At 50.0% G+C, this 19,234-nt stretch carries 15 protein-coding genes; 3 read left to right on the top strand and 12 right to left on the bottom strand.

Features of this window, described 5'->3' with window-relative positions; translation table 11 throughout:
* Positions 1-13 precede the first annotated feature (13 nt).
* The 6 genes from DYE26_RS04840 to DYE26_RS04815 form a co-directional block, all read right to left on the bottom strand.
* Positions 14-748, bottom strand: coding sequence for a response regulator transcription factor (locus tag DYE26_RS04840; RefSeq protein ID WP_036622664.1), 735 nt, complete (start codon positions 746-748; stop codon positions 14-16).
* On the bottom strand, positions 745-2,493 hold the full coding sequence (locus DYE26_RS04835; RefSeq protein WP_036622662.1) for a sensor histidine kinase: 1,749 nt from the start codon (positions 2,491-2,493) through the stop codon (positions 745-747). The genes DYE26_RS04840 and DYE26_RS04835 overlap by 4 nt, the downstream gene beginning before the upstream one ends.
* 104 nt (positions 2,494-2,597) lie before the next feature.
* Positions 2,598-4,157, bottom strand: coding sequence for an extracellular solute-binding protein (locus DYE26_RS04830; protein WP_036622660.1), 1,560 nt, complete (start codon positions 4,155-4,157; stop codon positions 2,598-2,600).
* A 64-nt stretch (positions 4,158-4,221) separates the two neighbouring features.
* On the bottom strand, positions 4,222-5,109 hold the full coding sequence (locus tag DYE26_RS04825; RefSeq protein WP_036622658.1) for a carbohydrate ABC transporter permease: 888 nt from the start codon (positions 5,107-5,109) through the stop codon (positions 4,222-4,224).
* Between the two features lie 18 nt (positions 5,110-5,127).
* Positions 5,128-6,111 carry an ABC transporter permease gene (locus DYE26_RS04820; RefSeq protein ID WP_036622656.1) on the bottom strand — a complete coding sequence of 328 codons (984 nt, stop codon included), beginning with the start codon at positions 6,109-6,111 and terminating at the stop codon, positions 5,128-5,130.
* A 237-nt stretch (positions 6,112-6,348) separates the two neighbouring features.
* The gene (locus tag DYE26_RS04815) at positions 6,349-7,230 is read right to left on the bottom strand and encodes a LysR family transcriptional regulator (RefSeq protein WP_036628078.1); all 882 of its coding nucleotides are present in this window, start codon (positions 7,228-7,230) and stop codon (positions 6,349-6,351) included.
* A 123-nt stretch (positions 7,231-7,353) separates the two neighbouring features.
* On the opposite strand from DYE26_RS04815, the gene DYE26_RS04810 reads away from it, so the two are divergent.
* Together DYE26_RS04810 and DYE26_RS04805 are read left to right on the top strand one after the other, a co-directional pair.
* Positions 7,354-8,313: an NmrA family NAD(P)-binding protein gene (locus tag DYE26_RS04810; RefSeq protein WP_036622654.1), complete on the top strand. Its 960-nt coding sequence runs from the start codon at positions 7,354-7,356 to the stop codon at positions 8,311-8,313.
* Positions 8,314-8,356: 43 nt separating this feature from the next.
* Positions 8,357-8,863, top strand: coding sequence for a phenolic acid decarboxylase (locus DYE26_RS04805; RefSeq protein WP_036622652.1), 507 nt, complete (start codon positions 8,357-8,359; stop codon positions 8,861-8,863).
* 80 nt (positions 8,864-8,943) lie between these two features.
* Here the strand turns inward: DYE26_RS04805 and DYE26_RS04800 are convergent, their stop codons facing one another.
* Positions 8,944-10,377 (bottom strand): family 43 glycosylhydrolase, encoded by a 1,434-nt coding sequence (locus DYE26_RS04800; protein WP_036622650.1) that lies wholly within the window; start codon positions 10,375-10,377, stop codon positions 8,944-8,946.
* A gap of 39 nt (positions 10,378-10,416) precedes the next feature.
* Entirely contained in the window at positions 10,417-12,843 is a 2,427-nt protein-coding gene (locus DYE26_RS04795; RefSeq protein ID WP_036622648.1) for a glycoside hydrolase family 31 protein, read from the bottom strand.
* A 117-nt stretch (positions 12,844-12,960) separates the two neighbouring features.
* On the opposite strand from DYE26_RS04795, the gene DYE26_RS04790 reads away from it, so the two are divergent.
* Positions 12,961-13,854, top strand: a complete 894-nt coding sequence (locus DYE26_RS04790; protein WP_036622646.1) for a helix-turn-helix transcriptional regulator — start codon at positions 12,961-12,963, stop codon at positions 13,852-13,854.
* A 25-nt stretch (positions 13,855-13,879) separates the two neighbouring features.
* Here the strand turns inward: DYE26_RS04790 and DYE26_RS04785 are convergent, their stop codons facing one another.
* The 4 genes from DYE26_RS04785 to DYE26_RS04770 form a co-directional block, all read right to left on the bottom strand.
* Complete coding sequence (locus DYE26_RS04785) at positions 13,880-15,526, bottom strand: response regulator (RefSeq protein WP_240534228.1); 1,647 nt, start codon at positions 15,524-15,526, stop codon at positions 13,880-13,882.
* Positions 15,513-17,282: a sensor histidine kinase gene (locus DYE26_RS04780; RefSeq protein WP_036622643.1), complete on the bottom strand. Its 1,770-nt coding sequence runs from the start codon at positions 17,280-17,282 to the stop codon at positions 15,513-15,515. Before DYE26_RS04780 ends, DYE26_RS04785 begins: the two co-directional genes overlap by 14 nt.
* Before the next feature lie 93 nt (positions 17,283-17,375).
* Entirely contained in the window at positions 17,376-18,296 is a 921-nt protein-coding gene (locus tag DYE26_RS04775; protein WP_082207757.1) for a carbohydrate ABC transporter permease, read from the bottom strand.
* A gap of 13 nt (positions 18,297-18,309) precedes the next feature.
* The gene (locus DYE26_RS04770; protein WP_115311178.1) at positions 18,310-19,209 is read right to left on the bottom strand and encodes an ABC transporter permease; all 900 of its coding nucleotides are present in this window, start codon (positions 19,207-19,209) and stop codon (positions 18,310-18,312) included.
* Positions 19,210-19,234: the final 25 nt, after the last annotated feature.

Below are 19,234 nucleotides of genomic sequence, written 5' to 3'. Positions count from 1 at the left end.
CGACCTTCTTTTTTTAGGATTCGTCTCTGTCCTTTGCCGTTTCGTCTCTTTCACGGTAGGCGCCTGGCGTGATCCCCGTATACTTCTTGAACACTTTGGCGAAATAATGTTTACTCTCAAACCCGACCCGCCGCCCGATCTCGCTCACGGAAAGATGCCGGTGCGTCCCTAGCAATTTCTGCGCTTCCTTGATCCGGAATGCGTTTAAATAATTCACAAACGTGTCTCCCGTCACTTTCTTGAACAAGCTGCTGATGTAATTCGGATGAAGATTCATCAGTTCGGCAAGATGATCCAGCGAAAGGTCGTTCATATAATGCTGTTCTGTATAGGCCAGAATACGTTTCGTGTGCCGTTCACACTCCGAATCGGCTTCGGAAGGAAGCTCTTGATCGATATGTGTCAGCAGCCCGGCAATCTCATTTTTGTCAAGCGGTTTCAGCAAATAATCCACCACGCCCCAGCGCAGCGCTCTCCTCACGTATTCGAAATCGTCATAGCCCGTCAGGATAATAAATCGGTCGCACAATCCGCTCTCCTTGGCCTCCTCCATCAGCTCGAATCCGTTTTTCTCCGGCATATGGAGATCCGTCACCGTAACATCCGGCATATAACCTTTCATGACTTCAAGCGCTTCAAAAGCGTTGCCTGCCTCGCGCACCTCGGTACCGAGCGGAGCCGCATCCTTGATGACCTTGACCAATCCCCCAAGAATAAGCGGCTCATCATCCACAATCAATAATCTCATCGTTGACCCGCCGCCCCTTTCGATATGATGATGGTGAGACATGTTCCCCGGCCTTGCTCACTATCAAGCGCCAAGTGCGAAGCGCCGCCGAAAAACGATTTGACTCGCTCGTTGACGTTAATCAGACCTACGCCTCCCTCCATCTCCTGGACGGAATGTACATCGCCTCCCCCCGTTAGCCGTGAACGGAGCCTGGGCAGTTTGTCTTCCGGAATGCCTATTCCGCTGTCCGAAACGCAGATCCGGATTTCGCCGGCGGTTTCCGACGCCTGAAGCTTGATATGGACGGGTCGAAGCGTCGCGGACGCCCCATGGATGATGCAGTTCTCGATCAAAGGCTGGAGCATGAACCGGGGGCAGGCGATCTGCTCCGCGTCGACGGCGATGTCAATCTCGTAACTCAGCCTGTTCTGAAGCCGCATTTTGTGAATATTGAGATAGAAGACAACCGTCTCGATTTCCCTGGCAAGCACCGTCTGATCCTCCTTCGAAGACAGGCTGTAACGCATCAGCTTCCCGAACCAATAGGAAATGTCGGCTACCTCTTTATCGTTGTTGGATTCCGCCAGCATTCGGATGGTCTCAAGCGTGTTGTATAGAAAATGCGGTTTGATTTGGGCTTGCAGCACTTTATAGGCCGCTTCTTTGTTTCGCAGCTCGGCCCGGTGGACGTTGTTGATCAGCTCATCCATACGCTGGATCATCGAATTGTAGGTCATGGTCAGAAACCCGATCTCATCCTGGCGGTTCGGCTTGTCGTGCTTGCTGATGTACTGTTTCATATTGTCATCGCTCAAGTTGCGCATATGTCTGGCCAGGCGCAGGATACGTTTCGTAATGGTAGACGCGAGCGCATAATACGCAAGCGACAGTGCCGCCAGAAGAAGGACGATGGTGGAAATCAGAATAATCTCTTTGCGTTTGACCGCGTGAAACACTTCGTCTACCTTTCCGGTGACGACGACCCGGACGCCAAGCTCCTCGATGTAAAGCTGATTTACGATCGTTTTCCGGTTGATGAAATAGGCTTTCGTATCGTTCGTGCCGAGCAGCTTCCACGTTTCGTCGTCAATCCCGGCAGCTGCGCCTTCCGCCGCCGGCAGACCTCCTTGCTTCGGTAACAGGAACGCTTTCCAGTTGCCTTCTCCGCCTGTCGCGTTGTAAAATTTCCGGATCAGACCACCGCTGATGCGGAGCTCAAGAAGCCCGATGATCTCCGTAAAATCCGGGTTGTAAATGTTCTGATAAAAAACGAGCCGCGGTTCCCGGGCTTCCGGATCGGGCACAACCCACACTCCTTGACCAGGCTTCAGCGAACTGGCGATCTCCTTGCCCTGAGGATCCAGAGACGATATATCGAGAAACCGGTCGGTGATTTGAAGCGCGCGCTCCTTTGTGGTATATATCCTGAACCTCTCAATTTCCGGATTGGCATACAGCGACTGTGTAATAATCGGACTGATATACCGGTTGTAGGCGTAAATGCTGTCCGATTCGGATTCATAAATTCCGCCTAAATAATCCGTCACATACGGGTTATATTGCAGCAAGCGATGGATGGAGTCGACTCGGGTCAGATCCGCCTTCATGTTTGCCTTGGCCTGTTCCAATATTTTTTGCCGGCTCTCCACGAATTGTTGGGTCAGGTTGCCGTAGATTTGTACATAATAGTAATAGCCGAACGTGACGACCGGAATAAAAATCAAGATGACATATCCTAAAATGATTTTGCGTACGATGCTCACGGTAACGATTCCCCCCGCTGCCGATTTATTTCTTCTAACCGTACCATGAGCCCAGCAAAACCCGGTAGAGATTTGACCTCCCTACCGGTTGCGGCGACCTTCGCTTACTCGAACAAATCCTTCTTCTTCCGATAAGTCTCGTTTGCCCAATCGACAAGCTCTTGCAAGCCCATATTCTCGGCCGTCTTCACCATATTCTCGTATTTCGCAACGGCTTCCTCTTCGGAACTCGCCAGGTAAATTTTAACTTTCTCATTTTTGATCATCTCGTCGATCTTGGTTTTGATCGTCTTTTCTTTAGAATCCGGCTGGGTCTGAATCAGGCCGAGCGCCGGCTTATAGGCCGTAATGGCCTTTGTCTCCAGCAAGGCCTGTGTCTTCTGCGTGCCCGGAACATAGGACAGCATCCCTTCCGTGACTCCGTCGTTGTACAGATACCACCATTTAATTCCATTGCCGTTCATGAAATCGGCATCGGTCGGATTGTATTTCAGATCCGGATAACCCGCATCGTTCCATGTCCAATGCTCGCCCTCGACGCCAAACATGGTCAGTTTTTTGCCTTCGTCGCTCGCCAGGTATTGAATGAACTTGATTGACGCCTCCGGATCCTTGTTTTTCTTGGTGATGAAAGTACCGGCAAATCCGAGACCCGTGCTCACAACCTTCGCGTCTTTCGACAAGGCGCTGGGCAGCATTTTAAACGTAAATGAACCTCCGTTGCTCTTGATTTTGATGTTATCCGAGTCCGCCGCGGTAACGGTATAAACGTGAGCAAACGCTTTGCCGCTTGTTACGTACTGGTCGTCAATCTGGTCGTTTGCGAAGGCGAAATTTTCCGCCAGAATGTATCCATTGCGATATAAGCTATTCATAAATTTGAAGAAGTCCAACATCTTCGGCTGTCTGATGGCATAATCCACTTTTCCATCTCGTTCATACCAGCCATCCAGGAGGGCTTCGGTGCCGAACTGCTGCAGAAAATACTGCTCAATCCACTCTTTGTCCATCATCAGCGGCACCATATCGGGATACTTCTCCTTGACCATGCCCAGCACCTTCGTGAAATCGTCGAGCGATTGAATCGGCGGATTGCCGAGCTCCTTCAGGATATCTTCCCGCACGGCTATGCCGGGATTGCCGTCGCTGCCGATCGAATATTTATTTTGAGCCATTTCCTCCTGTGTGGCGAAGGAATTCCGTACCGTGTAGAAATTGCCGTCGTCCATTGTATGGATCGCAATTCTCGTCTGATCGATTTTGAAATCCGGCGCATATTTCCCGATCAACTCATTCCAGGGATAGGACAGCTTCGAATCCGACATCCGATTAATGTTGGCATACGTGAAGACGAGGTCCGGCAGATCTCCGGAAGCGATCATCAGCGGCAGCTGCTTATCGTCCGTTGCGACGGTAACGTTGAGCTTGACTCCCGTTTTCTCCGTAATTTTCTCTGCGATCGGTCCTTTCCATTCTTTAACCGGATACCATGGCGCATCGATGAACAGCGACAACTCCTTCACGCCGCCGGATTTCTCCGGCGAATCGCCGCCTTGCTTCGCGCCTTCGCCGTTGCCGTTGTTGCCGCAGGCGGACAGCAGCGTAAACGCAAGCACTGCCGCCAGTGTCGCTGCAAGCAGCTTGTAGCTTTGGAATGTTTTCAAAACAAACCCCTCCAATGGATATATTGTCATTTTAATGTAAGCGCTTAAAAATAGGAACAACTACTTATCCTTTCACAGATCCTAACATGATTCCATGCACAAAGTATTTTTGCAGAAACGGATAAACGCAGATGATCGGCACAATGGAGACCACCATCGACGTTACCTGCAGCGAGAAGCTCGTAACCCCTGCCGAGGCCGAAGCGCTGTTTGCAACGGCAATGGCATCCATTGGCGAGTTGCTCTTGTTGATCACTTCCATCATGCGGTAAGTAAGCGTTCTCAGGTTCTCCGATTGTACGAAATAAGCGGAATCCAGCCATGAATTCCATTGGCCGACGCCCATGAACAAGGCCATGGTGGCGAGAACCGGCGTCGAAACCGGCAGGATGATCCGGAAAAAAATCACGAGTTCGCCAGCGCCGTCCATGTGCGCCGATTCCTTCATCTCGCCGGGGATTTCCCGGAAGAACGAGATGGCGATCAGCAGAAAAAACGTGTTAAGCATGGACGGGACAATGTAAACGGCAAATGAATTAAGCAGTCCGATCGAACGCAGCACTACGTAATAGGGAATCAAGCCGCCGGAGAAGTACATCGCGAAAATGATGATCGTAAAATACGTCTTGCTGAACAACAAATCACGGTGGGAAAGAGCGTAAGCGACCAGGCTCGTCAGCAGAAGTCCCAACGCCGTGCCCGATATCGTCCGGGCAACCGTAACCAAGAAGGCGCGATACCATTTCGGATCGTCCAGAAAAACTTTGTAATTCTCCAGCGTAACGCTTCGGGGCCACAAATAAACGCCTCCCAGGAGTGTATCGGAACCTTTGTTAAATGAGGCGATCAGCACATAATAGAACGGGTACAGCATGGTGAGCATGATGATAAACAAAACGATGTAAATCACGCTGTCAAAAAGAAAATCCTTCTGTTTTTGACTTTTGAGCACCACCAACCCTCCTTTTTTCTAGAATAAGCTTGACCCTGACACTCGCTTGGCGATGAAGTTGCTGGAGAAAATCAACACCACCGAGATGACGGACTGAATTAGATCGATCGCCGCCGCATAGGAAAAACGGCCGTCGCTCAGACCGACTTTGAACGCGTAGGTTTGTACGATCTCCGATGTCGGATTGTTGATGCTGTTGCCGAACAGGTAGGCCTGCTCGAAGTTCGAACCGACCAGTCCGCCGCCGAGAATGCTGCCGATCGTCAGGACCAGCACAACGACGATGGTCCCCTTCATCCCCGGGAGCGTGATATAACGGATGCGCGCCAGCCTGCCGGCGCCGTCAATCTCGGCGGCTTCGTAAAGCGAGGGATTGATTCCCGTAATGGCCGCCAGGAAGATAATCGTCCACCAGCCCATTTCCTTCCAAATCGCGCTTCCGACGGCAAGCCCCCAGAAGTAATTGGGACTCGTCAAAATATTGAGCGGTTTGTCGATGAATCCGGCTTCGATCAGGGCTCTGTTGACCATGCCGACGTCCGCGGACAGAAAAGCGTAGGAAACGCCGACAACAACAACCCAGGAAATAAAATGCGGCAAATAGCTGATTGTCTGAACGAACCGCTTGAACGCCATGTTCTTCACTTCGTTCAGCATGATCGCGAGCAAGATCGGCGCGGGAAAAGCGAAGATGACCTTCAGAAAGCTCAAGACCAGCGTGTTGCGGACAATCGTAGCAAACTGATAATCGTGGATGAATTCATCGAAATACCTCAGACCCACCCACTCGCTGGTAAAGATCCCCTTAATGCCGTTTGAAATGCTGTAGTCTTTAAAAGCCATCAAAATACCGAACATCGGCGTGTACGAAAAAATCAGCAGAAAGATCATGCCGAGTCCGACAAATACATGCAGTACTTTTTGCTTTTTAAACCGCTTCCACAATTGGGTTCGCCGGCCAACCCCAGCCGCGGGGCTCATAAGCTGTGTATCCAGTTCCATATGCGCTCCTCCTCAAAGTTTTGTGCGCATTGCTTCCTGAGTAAGCTTCGTGCAAAACTCACTTCGGAACCATGGGCTTTACATCTAGTGTATCCTCCTGGACTTTATCGCCGTAAGCCAACATTTTTAAGAAAGCGTTGTCATTTTTTAAGAGCCAGTCTCGCCAGCCGGATCAAAAAGCTATAAAAAACCTGAAGCCAAAGCAAAGATTTCTCATTGCCTGGTTCAGGTTTCGGTTTAAGTGAACAACTCTTTTATAGTTGAAATCCAGCGTTTTACTTCTAAGCGCTGTTCGCTTCTAAGGCACGCAATACCGTAAACCACTTCTTCAGTATAGCTTAAGGGAACAAAGGCGATCTCATTGTCCTCTCCAATCACAAAGTCCGGCAGAACCGAAACGCCAAGATCGCTTTTTATCATGGTATGTACTGTATTTATGGTATCTCCATAGGTATAAATGGAATCGGGACAATTCTCAATAATTTTCCTGTTCATCCTTTTTAGTGTTGGAGGGGATTGGTGTTCGTCAAATAAAATGATCGCTTGATGATTTAATTGTTCGATGTCCAACATACTTTCATTCGCAATAGGATGATTTTTGGGCAGTACACAAACATAGGCCCCTTTAAGTACTGGATAAAAACAAAAATCAATGTCCTTTCCCAAATTATCTTCCGAAGTAAATATGATATCAAACTTTTGGTTTAACAAGTCTTCTTTCTCTCTGGTCAAATTAGACTTCTTCAACTGAATCTGAATCTGCGGGTATCTTTCCTTAAACCGCCTAATAATGTCCGGCAAAACTTGCTTCTCAAAAACAGTCTCCGTGTATCCGATAACCAAAGTGCTTTCATATTTTTCCGAGAGCAGTTTTGCTTTCTTAATGGATTGGTCTAATCTAAATAGCAGTCCTTCCATATCTTCGTAAAAGCTATTGCCGGCTAAAGTCAAATTAACGGTCCTTTTGTTGCGGACAAATAAAATGATTCCCAGCTCATTTTCTAAACTTTTTATATTGTGGCTTACAGCAGGTTGTGTCAAATTTAATTTCTCAGCCGTTGTTGAAAAATTCAGGGTCTCGGCAAGAGAAACAAAGCACTTTAGTTGCTGAATATTCATCTGAAACACCCTTTTTAGTAATAAATCCTTTTTATAAATCATAACATAGGGTAATTTCACTGTAACGTCAACCTATGCTATTCTTTCCTTGTGAAAGTTATCACTAGGAAAGAAGGAATACACATGCGTTATATTGTAACAGGCGTAGATGGTCAACTAGCAAGCCGTGTAGCGGAAACCGTGCTCGCAGAAGCAGATGGCCGCAATTTAACCTTCACATGCATGAAGAAAGACAGAATTCCCAAAGATACGGTTCAACGATGGGAAAATGCGGGAGTCAAAATCTTTGAAATCAATTATGATGACATTCCATCCATGGAACGGGCTTTCAAAGATGGTGACCGCATCTATATTGTCTCTGGCCTTGAGGTAGGCAGAAGAGTCCAGCAACACAAAAATGCGATTGATACGGCGATCAAAGCAGGAGTCTCCCACATCACGTATAGTTCATTTATCGGTGCGACAGATCCTAATTACGCTCACGTTTTTGTAACTCCGGACCATACAGCAACTGAAAATTACTTAAAGTCAACGGGCATTGCCTACAATGCAATGAGAAATAACTTATATTTAGAGAACTATCTGACAATGTATACGATGTTGGCACTAATGTCCGACAATAAATGGTTGAGCACTGCCGGCGAAGAACGGGCTACTTTAGTTCACAAAGATGATTGTGCAAGGGCCGCAGCCGCAGCCCTGCTCGGAAAAGCCAAAGACAACGAGGCTTATAATATCGTAGGATCAGAGTCTGTTTCCGTAAGGGATCTGTGCAACCTCATTAAAGAAGTTTCCGGTAGAGACCTGGAGTATATTCCTGTGAATGCGGAGCAATATTATGAACACCTGGAGAAACTGCACATTCCTAGAGAAATTACCGGGGATTTCTCCCGCTCGCCCGTTCCATTCTGCGGCGATGATCTCGTGACAACCGATGCCAGCATTAAAGAAGGGCTTTTAAACGTTCATTCCGATGCCATTGAAACTTTAACTGGACAAAAGCCAAAAACAGCAAGGGATATTATCGGAAAATATAAATATATTTGGGAGAACAATATCCAGAACTGGCGGGATATGAAATAACATCGTTCAAGCAGGCAATTATTCAAATAAGGAGAGATTTCATATGCAACCGAAAGAAGCTTTAAAAGACTTTGTAGGAAGCCATATGATTTATACTTATGAAAATGGTTGGGAATACGAAATCTACATTAAGAATGACCATACCATTGATTATCGGATCCATAGCGGCATGGTTGCGGGCCGCTGGGTGCGGGACCAGGAAGTTGATATTGTAAAACTAACGGAAGGCGTTTATAAAGTATCCTGGACCGAACCAACAGGAACGGACGTTTCCTTGAATTTTATGCCAAATGAAAAACGAATGCACGGTGTTATTTTTTTCCCAAAGTGGGTTCATGAACATCCGGAAATTACGGTTTGTTATCAAAATGACCATCTTGAATTAATGAAAGAATCGCGCGAAAAATATGAAACTTATCCCAAATATGTTGTTCCTGAATTTGCTGACATCACATTTTTGGAGAATGCCGGCGTTAACAATCAAGAACTAATCTCCAAAGCGCCTTATAAAGGGATGACAGACGACATCCGTGCAGGAAAATTGAAATAAGTAAATCTAAAAACGCATGAAAAATCGGCCTCTTCGCAGACGATGCGAACAAGGCCGATTTTTTAGATGGTATTCCTATTCTATTCATCTCCAAGTAATGTAAACGAGGACAGGCTTGCGCCTCCCGAGCCTCTATACGTAAAATATAACGCCTGTATGCCGTCCGGTATGACGAGATCGGCAAAATATTCCGTCCAGATATTCGAAAAATTAACCGTTATATTTCCGAGAGCCGGGCCGTCCCAAGCTGTTTTCACCTCAAAGACGCCGTGGCAATATCCGCGCACCTTGATTTTAATCTTCCTGATTCCATGGCAGTCAAAATACTTGAACCCGGCCGTAGCGGAATCCGTCATATTGGCGATGTACCCGATTTCTTCATCCCCGTCTTTTCCATCCTGGGTGATTTTCGGAAAACGGCTGTCCAGCCATGCCCCGGATTGGCCGAAACCGCCTGTATACAGCTCCTCGTCTTTACAAAACAGATTGCATGCCAGGTAAGCGGGATATTCCCCGCGCCCCGCAAGCGGTCCGCCATTCGGACCGCAGGAGGTCATCTCCGCCTGAAGGATCGTTCCGTCTTCCCGGAATGCGATCGGCTCGATACAGCCTTGCCGGCAGAAAGCTGTACCGTTGGTATGTCTATGGTAAAAAACAAACCATTTCCCGTCGATGTGGATGATGCTGCCATGGTTATTGCCGCCGTAATACATCGGTTTGTCCGCCGGCTTGTAGGAATCAATATGCAGATCGTTGTTGCTTACGACAACCCCCTGGTAAACAAATCCTTTCGTCGGAAATTTGCTGGTGGCATAACACAATTCATGCATGGCGATCGAGGAATAGACAAAATAATAGGTATCGCCCTTCTTCCTTATGGAAGGGGCCTCAAAAAACTCATGTCCTTCAAACCCGCTGCCCTTGCCGTAAGGTTCGCTCGGCGCGACAAATACCGGTTCTTCCACAATCGTGAGCATATCAGGACCAAGCACCGTGGCCATTGCGCCGTGTCTGGATTTGTCTCCAATCGCACAGAAACCGGTATACAAGTAGGTCTGCTCTCCTTCCGTCAACACGCCCGGATCAAACTGGGGCTCATCGCCTTCTCTTTCTCCCAAGCGTGTGCCGTCGGCATACCTGACGTAACCGTAAAATTCATACTTGCCGGCCGGCGTATCGCAGACGGCTACCGAAACGATGGAAACCTTATCCAGAACATAGTAGAGATAATACCGTCCATCCGGGCCGACGGTAACGTCAGGCGCATAAAGGCACATTCTGCCATCCGGATTCAGCGGGTCATCCGTTTTCTTGTAAATCACGCCTTCATACCGCCAGTCGCCCAGATCATCCACGGGCGCCGACCAGCACACATAGTCATCTAAACAAAAAGCGTGTCCGTTGAAACGGTCGTGAGAACCATACACATAAACTCTGCCGTTAAAAACATACGGCTCTCCGTCAGGTACGTATTCCCATGATGGGAGATAGGGATTCAATCCTTGCTTTTTCACTATAATTACACTCTCCTTGTTAACTGCAAGACTTTCTTCTCATACTTCAATCTCATCTTCCCTGACGACCACAGGGTCACCCTGATAAGAAACGATGCTTTGACCGGATTTCCCGGCGATTTCCACTGCGAATTGTCTGTCCCCAGGCATACCGTCATAACTGCCGGTCCGCCCCCCAATCGTCAGCGTGCGGTCCGATTCGCACCAGCGCATCTCAATCGTGGAATAAGCACCCGCCTCGTAGTTATAAGTATCCCCCTCATCTTCATAAAGCGTAAATTCGGCATCTTTACCGGGGTATACTTTCAGGCGAATAACCGCTTCAGGCCGTTCATCCGCATATTGCACGTCCGGTCCGACAGGAATGATGGAGCCGGCACGGACAAAAAGCGGAAGCGTCTCCAAATCGGCTTTCGCTTCAAGCGTTTGGCCGCCCTCGATTCTTTCGTCAGTCCAATAATCGTACCATTCGCCGGCCGGCAGGTAGACGCTGCGCGACTTGCTGACGCCTTGAAGTTCACGGGAACCGGGCCCGTAATACATCGCTGTCGTGACGGGCGCAACCAGAAAGGCCGGACCCAGCATAAACTGGTCGTCAATATCGTGCACACGCGCATCCTCCCGATAATCGAAAGCTAGCGCCCGGAGCATCGTATAGCTATGATGCGCAACCGCCCCCGCAAGTGAATAAATGTAGGGCAGCAGCCTGTACCGAAGCTTCAGATATTTCGCCAACGTATCGTAAAATGGTTCGCCCGGCTCGCCGAATTGCCAAATTTCCCTTGGCGTGTCCGTCCCGTGGGAACGGAACATCGGCAGACAAGCCCCCAATTGGAACCAGCGGACATACAGCTCGCGATACCCCAGATCTGCAACTCCATCGTTATAATCTCCGTTCCAGAACCAGAGATCTTTATGGTTATGAACGAAAAACGCGCCGATATCCAGCGTCCAATATGGAGACCCCGCCGCGCAAAAGTTAAGACCGTCCGCAATCTGCTTTCTCAGCGTCTCCCAGTTGGCAGATATATCGCCCGACCAAGTAACCGCGCCGTAACGATGCTGCCCGGCATAAGCGGAACGCGTCAAATTCACGACCCGCTTGCCGTCGGTTACGGAACGTTGTCCCTCATAGATGCCTTTGGAATGCAGCAGCGAATAGGCATTGATATACTCCGGATCGAGATAAAGCTTGGCTTCCGCCGTATTCATCAGCATTCGCTGTTCGGGCTCCGGCTTGACCGCCCCTTTCCAGTCCGCTTCGAACGGCTCGGTACAGTCGCACCACCATGCGTCTATCCCATGCGAGAACAGTCCGGCATGAGCTTGCTTCCAATACAATCGGCGGGCTTCATCCGTAAAAGCGTCATAGGTTGCCTGGTTGCCAAGCAGAAACCCATGTTCGCTCATTTCCCGATGATTGTCGCCGCCCTCTTTCATGATCGGCCAGATTGATACCATCAGCTTGGCGTTCAGCGCATGCAACTTGCGCATCATTTCCGAAGGGTCCGGGAAACGCTGCGGATCAAGCGTCTTTTGCCCCCATAGCTCCCCCGTCCATGATTGCCAATCCAATACAATGCAATCGAGAGGCAATCCGCGGCCGCGATATTCCTGTACGGTATCGATCAATTCCTCCTGGGAAACGTAGCGTTCCTTCGATTGCACATAGCCGTAAGCCCATTTCGGCAGCATCGGCGCTTCGCCCGTCAAATAGCGAATCCCGGCGATGATCTGATCGAATTCCGGACCGTAAATAAAATAAAATTCCATTTCATCGTCGACGTCAGTCCAAATGTAAGAACCGAAGGAGTCGTCATGAAAACTCATGTACGAATAGGAGTCCACCAAAATTCCATAACCTCTTGTAGATAAAAGGGCCGGGATAACTGCCTTCATATTTTGCTGATACAAATATTGATGTTTGCCCCGAAGATTCATCATCCCCTCTTCATGCGAGCCAAGCCCGTACAGCGCCTCGCCAGCTTGCCAATCGAACTCCAGCTTCGTATGATAGGCCTGCCTGTCGAAAATGCGGTTCATCCCCTCCGCTCTTGCGCGGAACCCGTCCGCCCCGCGATCCGTTTCAACCCCGTCCGCCGAAGCATCGAAGATCGTTCGGTAAACGTCGGTGCGCTCGAGCGTTTTTCCGCCTCCGGACGGTTCTGCCGCGAGCAGACTGCCGCTAGAATCCCAATAACTGAATGCACAAGTTGATTTGTCCACCATTACCTTAAGCAGCTCGGTCGAGATTTCCAGATGGCCCGAATGATCTGCAACCTTCAATTGCACATCCTGTCTTTCCGGCCGATTCACAACCATAAGGCTCTGTTTCCCGCTGAACTCCGAATCCAAAGTATAACGGATTCCGGCAATCCCGGGTGTGCAAAATGCGATCTGCATGATTCCGGCAGAGGTGTTTAACGTAACGCCGTTCGCTTCGGTATGAAAATGAGTCAACCTCAAAACTATCGCTACCCTTCCCCGTGGATTTGATAATATAATGATATTATTGTTAATCCCAACATATCTAGCAGATAATTGCGTATTATCGTCACTATATTACGATTTCCAGGAGGGCGCATGTTCGAGCATCGTTACCGGGAAAACAAGCCGCACGGCGTTCCCGACTTTCCGCTGCATATATACCAGGTGGAGCATCAAGCCGGGGTTCTTTCCATCCTTCCCATCCATTGGCATAATGAGATGGAAATCATCTATCTGGCCCGAGGAAAGGCCACGTTCCGCATCGAAAGCCGGGAGTTCGCCATTCGGGAGGGAGAAGCGCTCGTCGTTCACCCGGGCGAACTCCATTCGGGAATGAACGATCATGAAGCAGGGATATGTTATTACTCCATCGTGTTCAAATTATCCTGGCTGTCTTCGCTCCAGGCCGATCGAATTCAGGAGCTGTTCCTCGGGCCGATCCTGCAGGGGACAGCCAGGCTGCCCGCCTTGTTGTCCGCTCCCGCAGGGACGCCTCCCGAATTGCTGGACTATATACGGCAGCTTCTGATCCGCTTCGAGCAGCGGTCGCCCGCTTACGAATTGAGCTTGAAAGGCCTCCTGCTGCTGCTGATTGCGGATGTTTGCCGGCACGGGTTGATGGAAAAAAACGACGATCAAGGAAAACGCCACGCATATGAATATAACCGGCAAATCAAAAAAGTGCTGGCTTATATGGAGGAGCACTCCCATGAAAAGCTTGAGTTGGATCAACTGGCTGCCGTAGCGTCCCTTAGCCGCTCCCATTTTTGCAAATTTTTCAAAACGCAGACCGGGATGCGGCCGATGGAATATGTGAATTTTATCCGGATCAATAAAGCCGCGGGCTTGCTGCGCAGCGGATCGTACAATGTTCTGGAGGCCGCGCTGGAGTCCGGCTACCAGCATGTCAGTTACTTTTCCAAATGGTTCAGGTTTTATATGAATATGACGCCTGCGGAATACAAGGCCTGCTATGCTTCCGGACTTTAAAAGGCAACTTTAGAAAGCGTCAAAATCACAAAAAGGACCCGTCGCCGCTTTGCGTGCCGGTGCGATATTCCTGCGGCGTTAAGCCGGTCCATTTTTTAAAAAAACGGGTAAAGGATTGCGGCATTTCGTATCCGATCAACCAACCGACCTCGGCCACCTTCAACTCGTCCTTCCTCAGCAGCTCCTTCGCTTTGCGGATTCGGAGCTCATCGATATATTCCGACAGATTGACACCCCGTTCCTGCTTAAACAGTCTGGACAAATAGGAGGGATTGAAATGGAATTCTTCCGCCAGTCTCACAAGGGACAGATCTTCGCTAATATTATGTTCAATGTACACGCACATTTTATCGATTGCGCCGGCCGCTCTCTTCTGCTCTCCGCTTTGCCGGAGCGAAAACAGAACCTCGGCCGCGCCTTTCAAAAACTCCAAGGCTTCTCTCCAGGAATGATAGTCCTCCAGCCGCATCAGGCCAAACGAACCGATCTCGCGAACTTCCCAGCGATTGATGTAAGACAGCAGCACAAGCGCAATGGTGTAACAAAGCTCCGTCAGATTGGGGTCTCCCCTCCCGTGTTCGTAAGCTGCCGGCTCGGCCAATTCGTCGAACAGCCTCATGAATTCCGCTCTTCTTCCGGCTTCCAAATGCGCGGCTAACGCTTCGGATTTATCGCGCAATGACCGGCTGCGGATCGAGGCGGACGCCGGGGTGTCCTTATTGGGAAACACCTTTTGGACCATTCGCGTTCCGTCCCCGGTCCGATCATGCTGGTGCCGCCTCATTTTGTCGTAAACGGCGGGAAGTCCTTCCCAGGCAAACGCTTCGCCGCTTAGCGTAACGGCAACCGTCGTATCGAGCGACTCCAGGCAGGCTTGCTGAATCAGCTCAAATGTCCCTTCCAAATACATAACCGTCTGTTCGAAAGCGTCCGTTCTTTCCCCATCGATAAGCCGCTTGGGCTGAAAAAGCCAAATCAGATCGCCGTATCGATCAATGACGCCGATGCTGTTCGTCCGCTCCGCCAAAAACGCCTCCGCCAGAAACTTAACCGCAAGTGCCGTCTCCTGCCGCTCGGCATACGATGGGGACGCCCCCGCCGTTCCGGCATGCGTTAAATTGCCGAGCGCGATCAGCACCGGCAGAGACGCGTCCAGCGGTATCTGCAGCCGCTGGAAATCTTCCGCCAGTACCCGCTCGAAGAGGACGTCGTGGAACAACAGATTTCGAAAATAGTCCCCATGCGCAAGCGTCTCAAGCGTATGCAGCTGCTCTTTCGACCGCCGGATCAGATCGTTCGCGCGCAAGGTATCCGCCAATTCCTGAAGCGCTCGCTCAACGGCTGCGATCAATTTCGGATAACCTTCGTTCTTCAGCACATATTGCACGTCCGGCGCTTGAATCGCCTGATAGACATAGTTGAAGTCGCTATGCCCCGTCAGAAAGATAATTTTACACTGCGGCCAGTTGAGACGTATGGCTTCCATCAGTTCCAGGCCGTTCATACCGGGCATGCAGATATCGGACAAGACGATATCGACTCTGGTCCGGTTTAACAAGTCCAGCGCTTCTTGGCCGGAATACGCCTTATACAGATCGAGATCGAGGTTCAGCTTTCCGAAAATATCCGCCAAGCCATCCGTAATAATCTCTTCGTCGTCAACGATCAGCATTCTGTACACCTGACCGGTCACCTCCATCGGCAAGAAGGATCGTTACCCTAAGCCCTCCAAGCTCGCTCCGTTCCGTTTGCAATCCGCTATCCTCCCCGAATGTGATGCGAATTCGGCGATGAATGTTGACCATCCCCGTGGTCTCGGCCTGATCCCGGACATCGTGCAATGCTTTCCGTATCCGCTTCAACGCTTCATCCGCCAAGCGATCTCCGTTATCCTCCACGATAATTCGGACCTGGCTGCTCGCCTTCTCGAAACGGACGGCGATCAAGCCGTCCTTGACCTTTTTTTCAAGGCTGTGCTTGAATGCGTTTTCAATGATCGGTTGAACGATCAACCGGGGCACGGGAATCGACCGCAGCTCATCGGGCAGCGGATCGAAACGGACCTGAATCCTTCTGGAAAACCGCAACTCCTGTATTTCCGCATACATTCTCGCATGATGAATTTCCTGTTCCAAAGCAACCAGGTCGGAAGCATTTCTCGTCACAAACTCGAAATACTCCCCGAGCAGCGTCGTAAACTGTTCGATGCGTTCCGTGTCCCCCGTCTTGGCCATCGTATTCAAGATAAAAAAACTGTTATATAAAAAGTGCGGGTTGATTTGCGATTGCAGTTGCTTCAGCTCCGCTCGCTGAGCCATGATTTTTTGCTTATAGACTTGATCGATCAAGGAACGCAAATTTTCCACCATCTGGTTAAACCGGCCGTACAAGTACCGAAACTCGTCTTTGGATTCATGGGCGATATAAATGCTCAGATCCCCTTGCTCCATCCTCCTGAAGCTTTTAACGAGCGTCAGCATAGGCTTGTGGATGAACTTATAGGTAGACAACGCAAAAGCGGCAAAAATCCCCAACGCACAGGCGGCGAATACCCATGCCCATTTGTAAAACTTGCTCAACGGCTTTTGCACGACCTGTTCGGGAATGAAACGGTAGATCGATAATCCCAGGTCCGCAGAGTGCGCCTGGACGGCGTAATACCGGTTCCCCGCAATAAGCAGCTTGGCCGTTTTGCCTGCTGCGTCCGGCCGGATTTCCCGGATATAAAAGGGTGCGCCGGCTTTCGACAATTCCCCCGTTCCGCCCGCCAAAGCCACCTTGGCGCTATCCGACAGCAGCAGCGTGCCGCTGCCGGGATAGGTGTTGAATTGGGCCAGCGCCTCCTGAAGCTTTTGCGGATCCAGCTCGATCTCGACCGTAAACAACGGCTCCGCCCCCTTGGTTCCCCGCTGTTTCATCGCGCCGAGGAACAGTCCGCCATTCCATTCGATGACCTGGGAACCGCCGCCAAATACAGAGCGGATTTCGCGGTAGCGCTCAGCTTCGAACCCGCGCACTCCGCCCAGGGCCGACATCGTTCGATCGATCGTCGCGATATGAACGCTCACGTCCTTGATATACATGCTGCTGTTTTGGACGGTGTACAGCCGTTTCATCAGCGAATTCATATTCTCCGTACGGTCGATCGTCGCCATCGTTTCCCAGGCGAGGGCGAGTTCGTTCAGGTTATCGTCCTCCAGCAGACTGAACTGCAATAGCTTTATACGCTCGATCTCATTTTCCAGGTCGGTCAAATAGAATGCAGTTTGCGCGGCAGCCGTCTTGGTTATGTCCGCGCTTGCGGTTTGCACGACCCAATGGTACAGATAAACCGCGGATAACAAAATAGGCAGCATGATCAGCAGAAAAGTGATGATCAACCGTAGAAATATCGTATTTCGCAGCGAAAAGTCCTGCCTTAAAAACAAAGCCGATGCCTCCAGCCATTTTTTCTCAATTATAGCCCGAAACCGAAGAGACAACCAGACATTCGAAGCAGCCCTATGCAATTAATCGCACATTCATCCTTTGACGCTGCCCAAAACGATGCCTTTTACGAAATATTTCTGCAAGAATGGATACGCCAAAATAATCGGGAGTGAACCGAGGAAAATCTGCGACGATTTCAACGTCCGATCGGAAATAAGCGCCAGGTTGAGCATATCGTCTCTCGACATATTCGACAGGTTTTGCTGGATCACGATGGTTTGAATATAGCTTTGCAGCGGATAATTGGACGGGTTGCCCATCAGCAGCAGACCATCGAACCAGCTGTTCCAATGCTCGACCATGGAAAACAAGGCCAGTGTGGCAAGCGCGGGCTTGGAGATCGGCACGAAGATCGACCACATCGTCCTCCAGTGGCTCGCTCCGTCAATGAGCGCCGCTTCTTCCAGCTCCTTCGGAATCTCCCGGAAAAAGTTAAGCAGCAGCACGACGCTGAATACGGGAACCGCGCCCGGCAGAATAAGCGCCCAGATCGAATCGAGCAGCCCGTATTCTTTAATCGTCGAATACCAGGGAATCAGTCCCCCGTTAAACAGCATCGTAATAAAAAAGAGCCACGCATACAGGCTGCGAAACCGAAAAGCATGCGACTCTTTGGCCAGCGGATAAGCGACCAAGATGGTCAACAGCAGGTTAAGCGGAGTTCCCAAGCCAATCCGCGTCAGCGACACGAGCATCGCTTGCCAGAATTCGTTGCGGCTCGCCGTATACATGTAAGAGGCGAATGTGAAATCGACGGGCCACATCCTCACGTACCCCGCCGAGGCCGCCGCGCTCGAACTGAAAGAAACCGCTATGATATGAATCAAGGGCAAGACGCAAATGAGTGAAATCAAGATAAGAATAACGGCATTGACCAGGGGAAACCATTCAAACCGTTTTCCCTGCCGGATGCGGGCATACCCTGCCGGTTTTGGCGCCAACCTTTGCTCCAAAGTTCTCCCTCCTCTAAAAAATCCGATATTTCGCAACCCGATAGGCAAAGAAATAGGAGCCGGAAATCAGCGTAAACGATACGACCGATTTGAATAAACCGACCGCCGTCGCTACCCCGTACTGCGCGTCAAGCAAGCCGATCCGGTACACGAACGTATCCAAAATATCGCCGCTCTCGTAAACTTGCGGACTGTATAAATTAAACACTTGATCAAACCCGGCATTCAGCAGCTGCCCCAGGCTTAATACCGACAGCAGCACGATCACCATGCGCATTCCCGGAATCGTGATATGCCACATTTTGTGCCAGCGATTGGCGCCGTCCATGGTCGCCGCTTCGTACAGTCCCGGATCGATGCCCGTGATTGCCGCCAAATATACGATTGTCCCGTAGCCGAAGTTTTTCCAAATGTCCGAAGCGATCAGCGTGAAGGGAAACCAGTCGTTGTCGCCGAGGAAAAAGATCTTCGAAATCCCAAATAATCCGAGGAATTCATTAACGATCCCTCCGGAAGGGGAAAGAATATCGATCAGAATGCCGCCCAGCACGACCCAGGATAAAAAATAGGGTAAATAAATCGCGGTTTGCACGGAGCGTTTGATCAGATTATTTTTCAATTCGTTTAAAAGAATCGCAAAAATGATTGGAACCACGAGTCCTAAGATAAGCTTAAAGCCGGAAATAAAAAGGGTGTTCCACAAAACCTGGGTGAAATTCGGCAAGTTCATGACATACTCGAAATTGTCCCAGCCGACCCACTTCTGCTCGCCGAACAAGCCTTTGGCGGGAATAAACTTTTGAAACGCAATCATCACGCCGGCCATCGGGATATACGAAAATAACACGATCAACATTAGTCCCGGCAGTATCATTAAATGAAGCGGCAATTCTCTTCGCCATTTCGCTCTCATTTTCATCCTCCACATCGGTGAGCAA

Origin of the sequence: Paenibacillus macerans (assembly GCF_900454495.1) — a bacterium.
Classification (GTDB): Bacteria; Bacillota; Bacilli; order Paenibacillales; family Paenibacillaceae; genus Fontibacillus; species Fontibacillus macerans.
The sequence above is the reverse complement of the archived record's forward strand: the minus strand, read 5'-3'. Positions and strand labels throughout refer to the sequence as shown.

Bases quoted from the DNA above. Each gene is read 5' to 3' on its own strand.
- DYE26_RS04840 (WP_036622664.1), bottom strand. From the start codon at position 748: ATGAGATTATTGATTGTGGATGATGAGCCGCTTATTCTTGGGGGATTG.
- DYE26_RS04820 (WP_036622656.1), bottom strand. From the start codon at position 6,111: ATGGAACTGGATACACAGCTTATGAGCCCCGCGGCTGGGGTTGGCCGG.
- DYE26_RS04815 (WP_036628078.1), bottom strand. From the start codon at position 7,230: ATGAATATTCAGCAACTAAAGTGCTTTGTTTCTCTTGCCGAGACCCTG.
- DYE26_RS04810 (WP_036622654.1), top strand. From the start codon at position 7,354: ATGCGTTATATTGTAACAGGCGTAGATGGTCAACTAGCAAGCCGTGTA.
- DYE26_RS04805 (WP_036622652.1), top strand. From the start codon at position 8,357: ATGCAACCGAAAGAAGCTTTAAAAGACTTTGTAGGAAGCCATATGATT.
- DYE26_RS04790 (WP_036622646.1), top strand. From the start codon at position 12,961: ATGTTCGAGCATCGTTACCGGGAAAACAAGCCGCACGGCGTTCCCGAC.
- DYE26_RS04785 (WP_240534228.1), bottom strand. From the start codon at position 15,526: ATGCTGATCGTTGACGACGAAGAGATTATTACGGATGGCTTGGCGGAT.
- DYE26_RS04770 (WP_115311178.1), bottom strand. From the start codon at position 19,209: ATGAGAGCGAAATGGCGAAGAGAATTGCCGCTTCATTTAATGATACTG.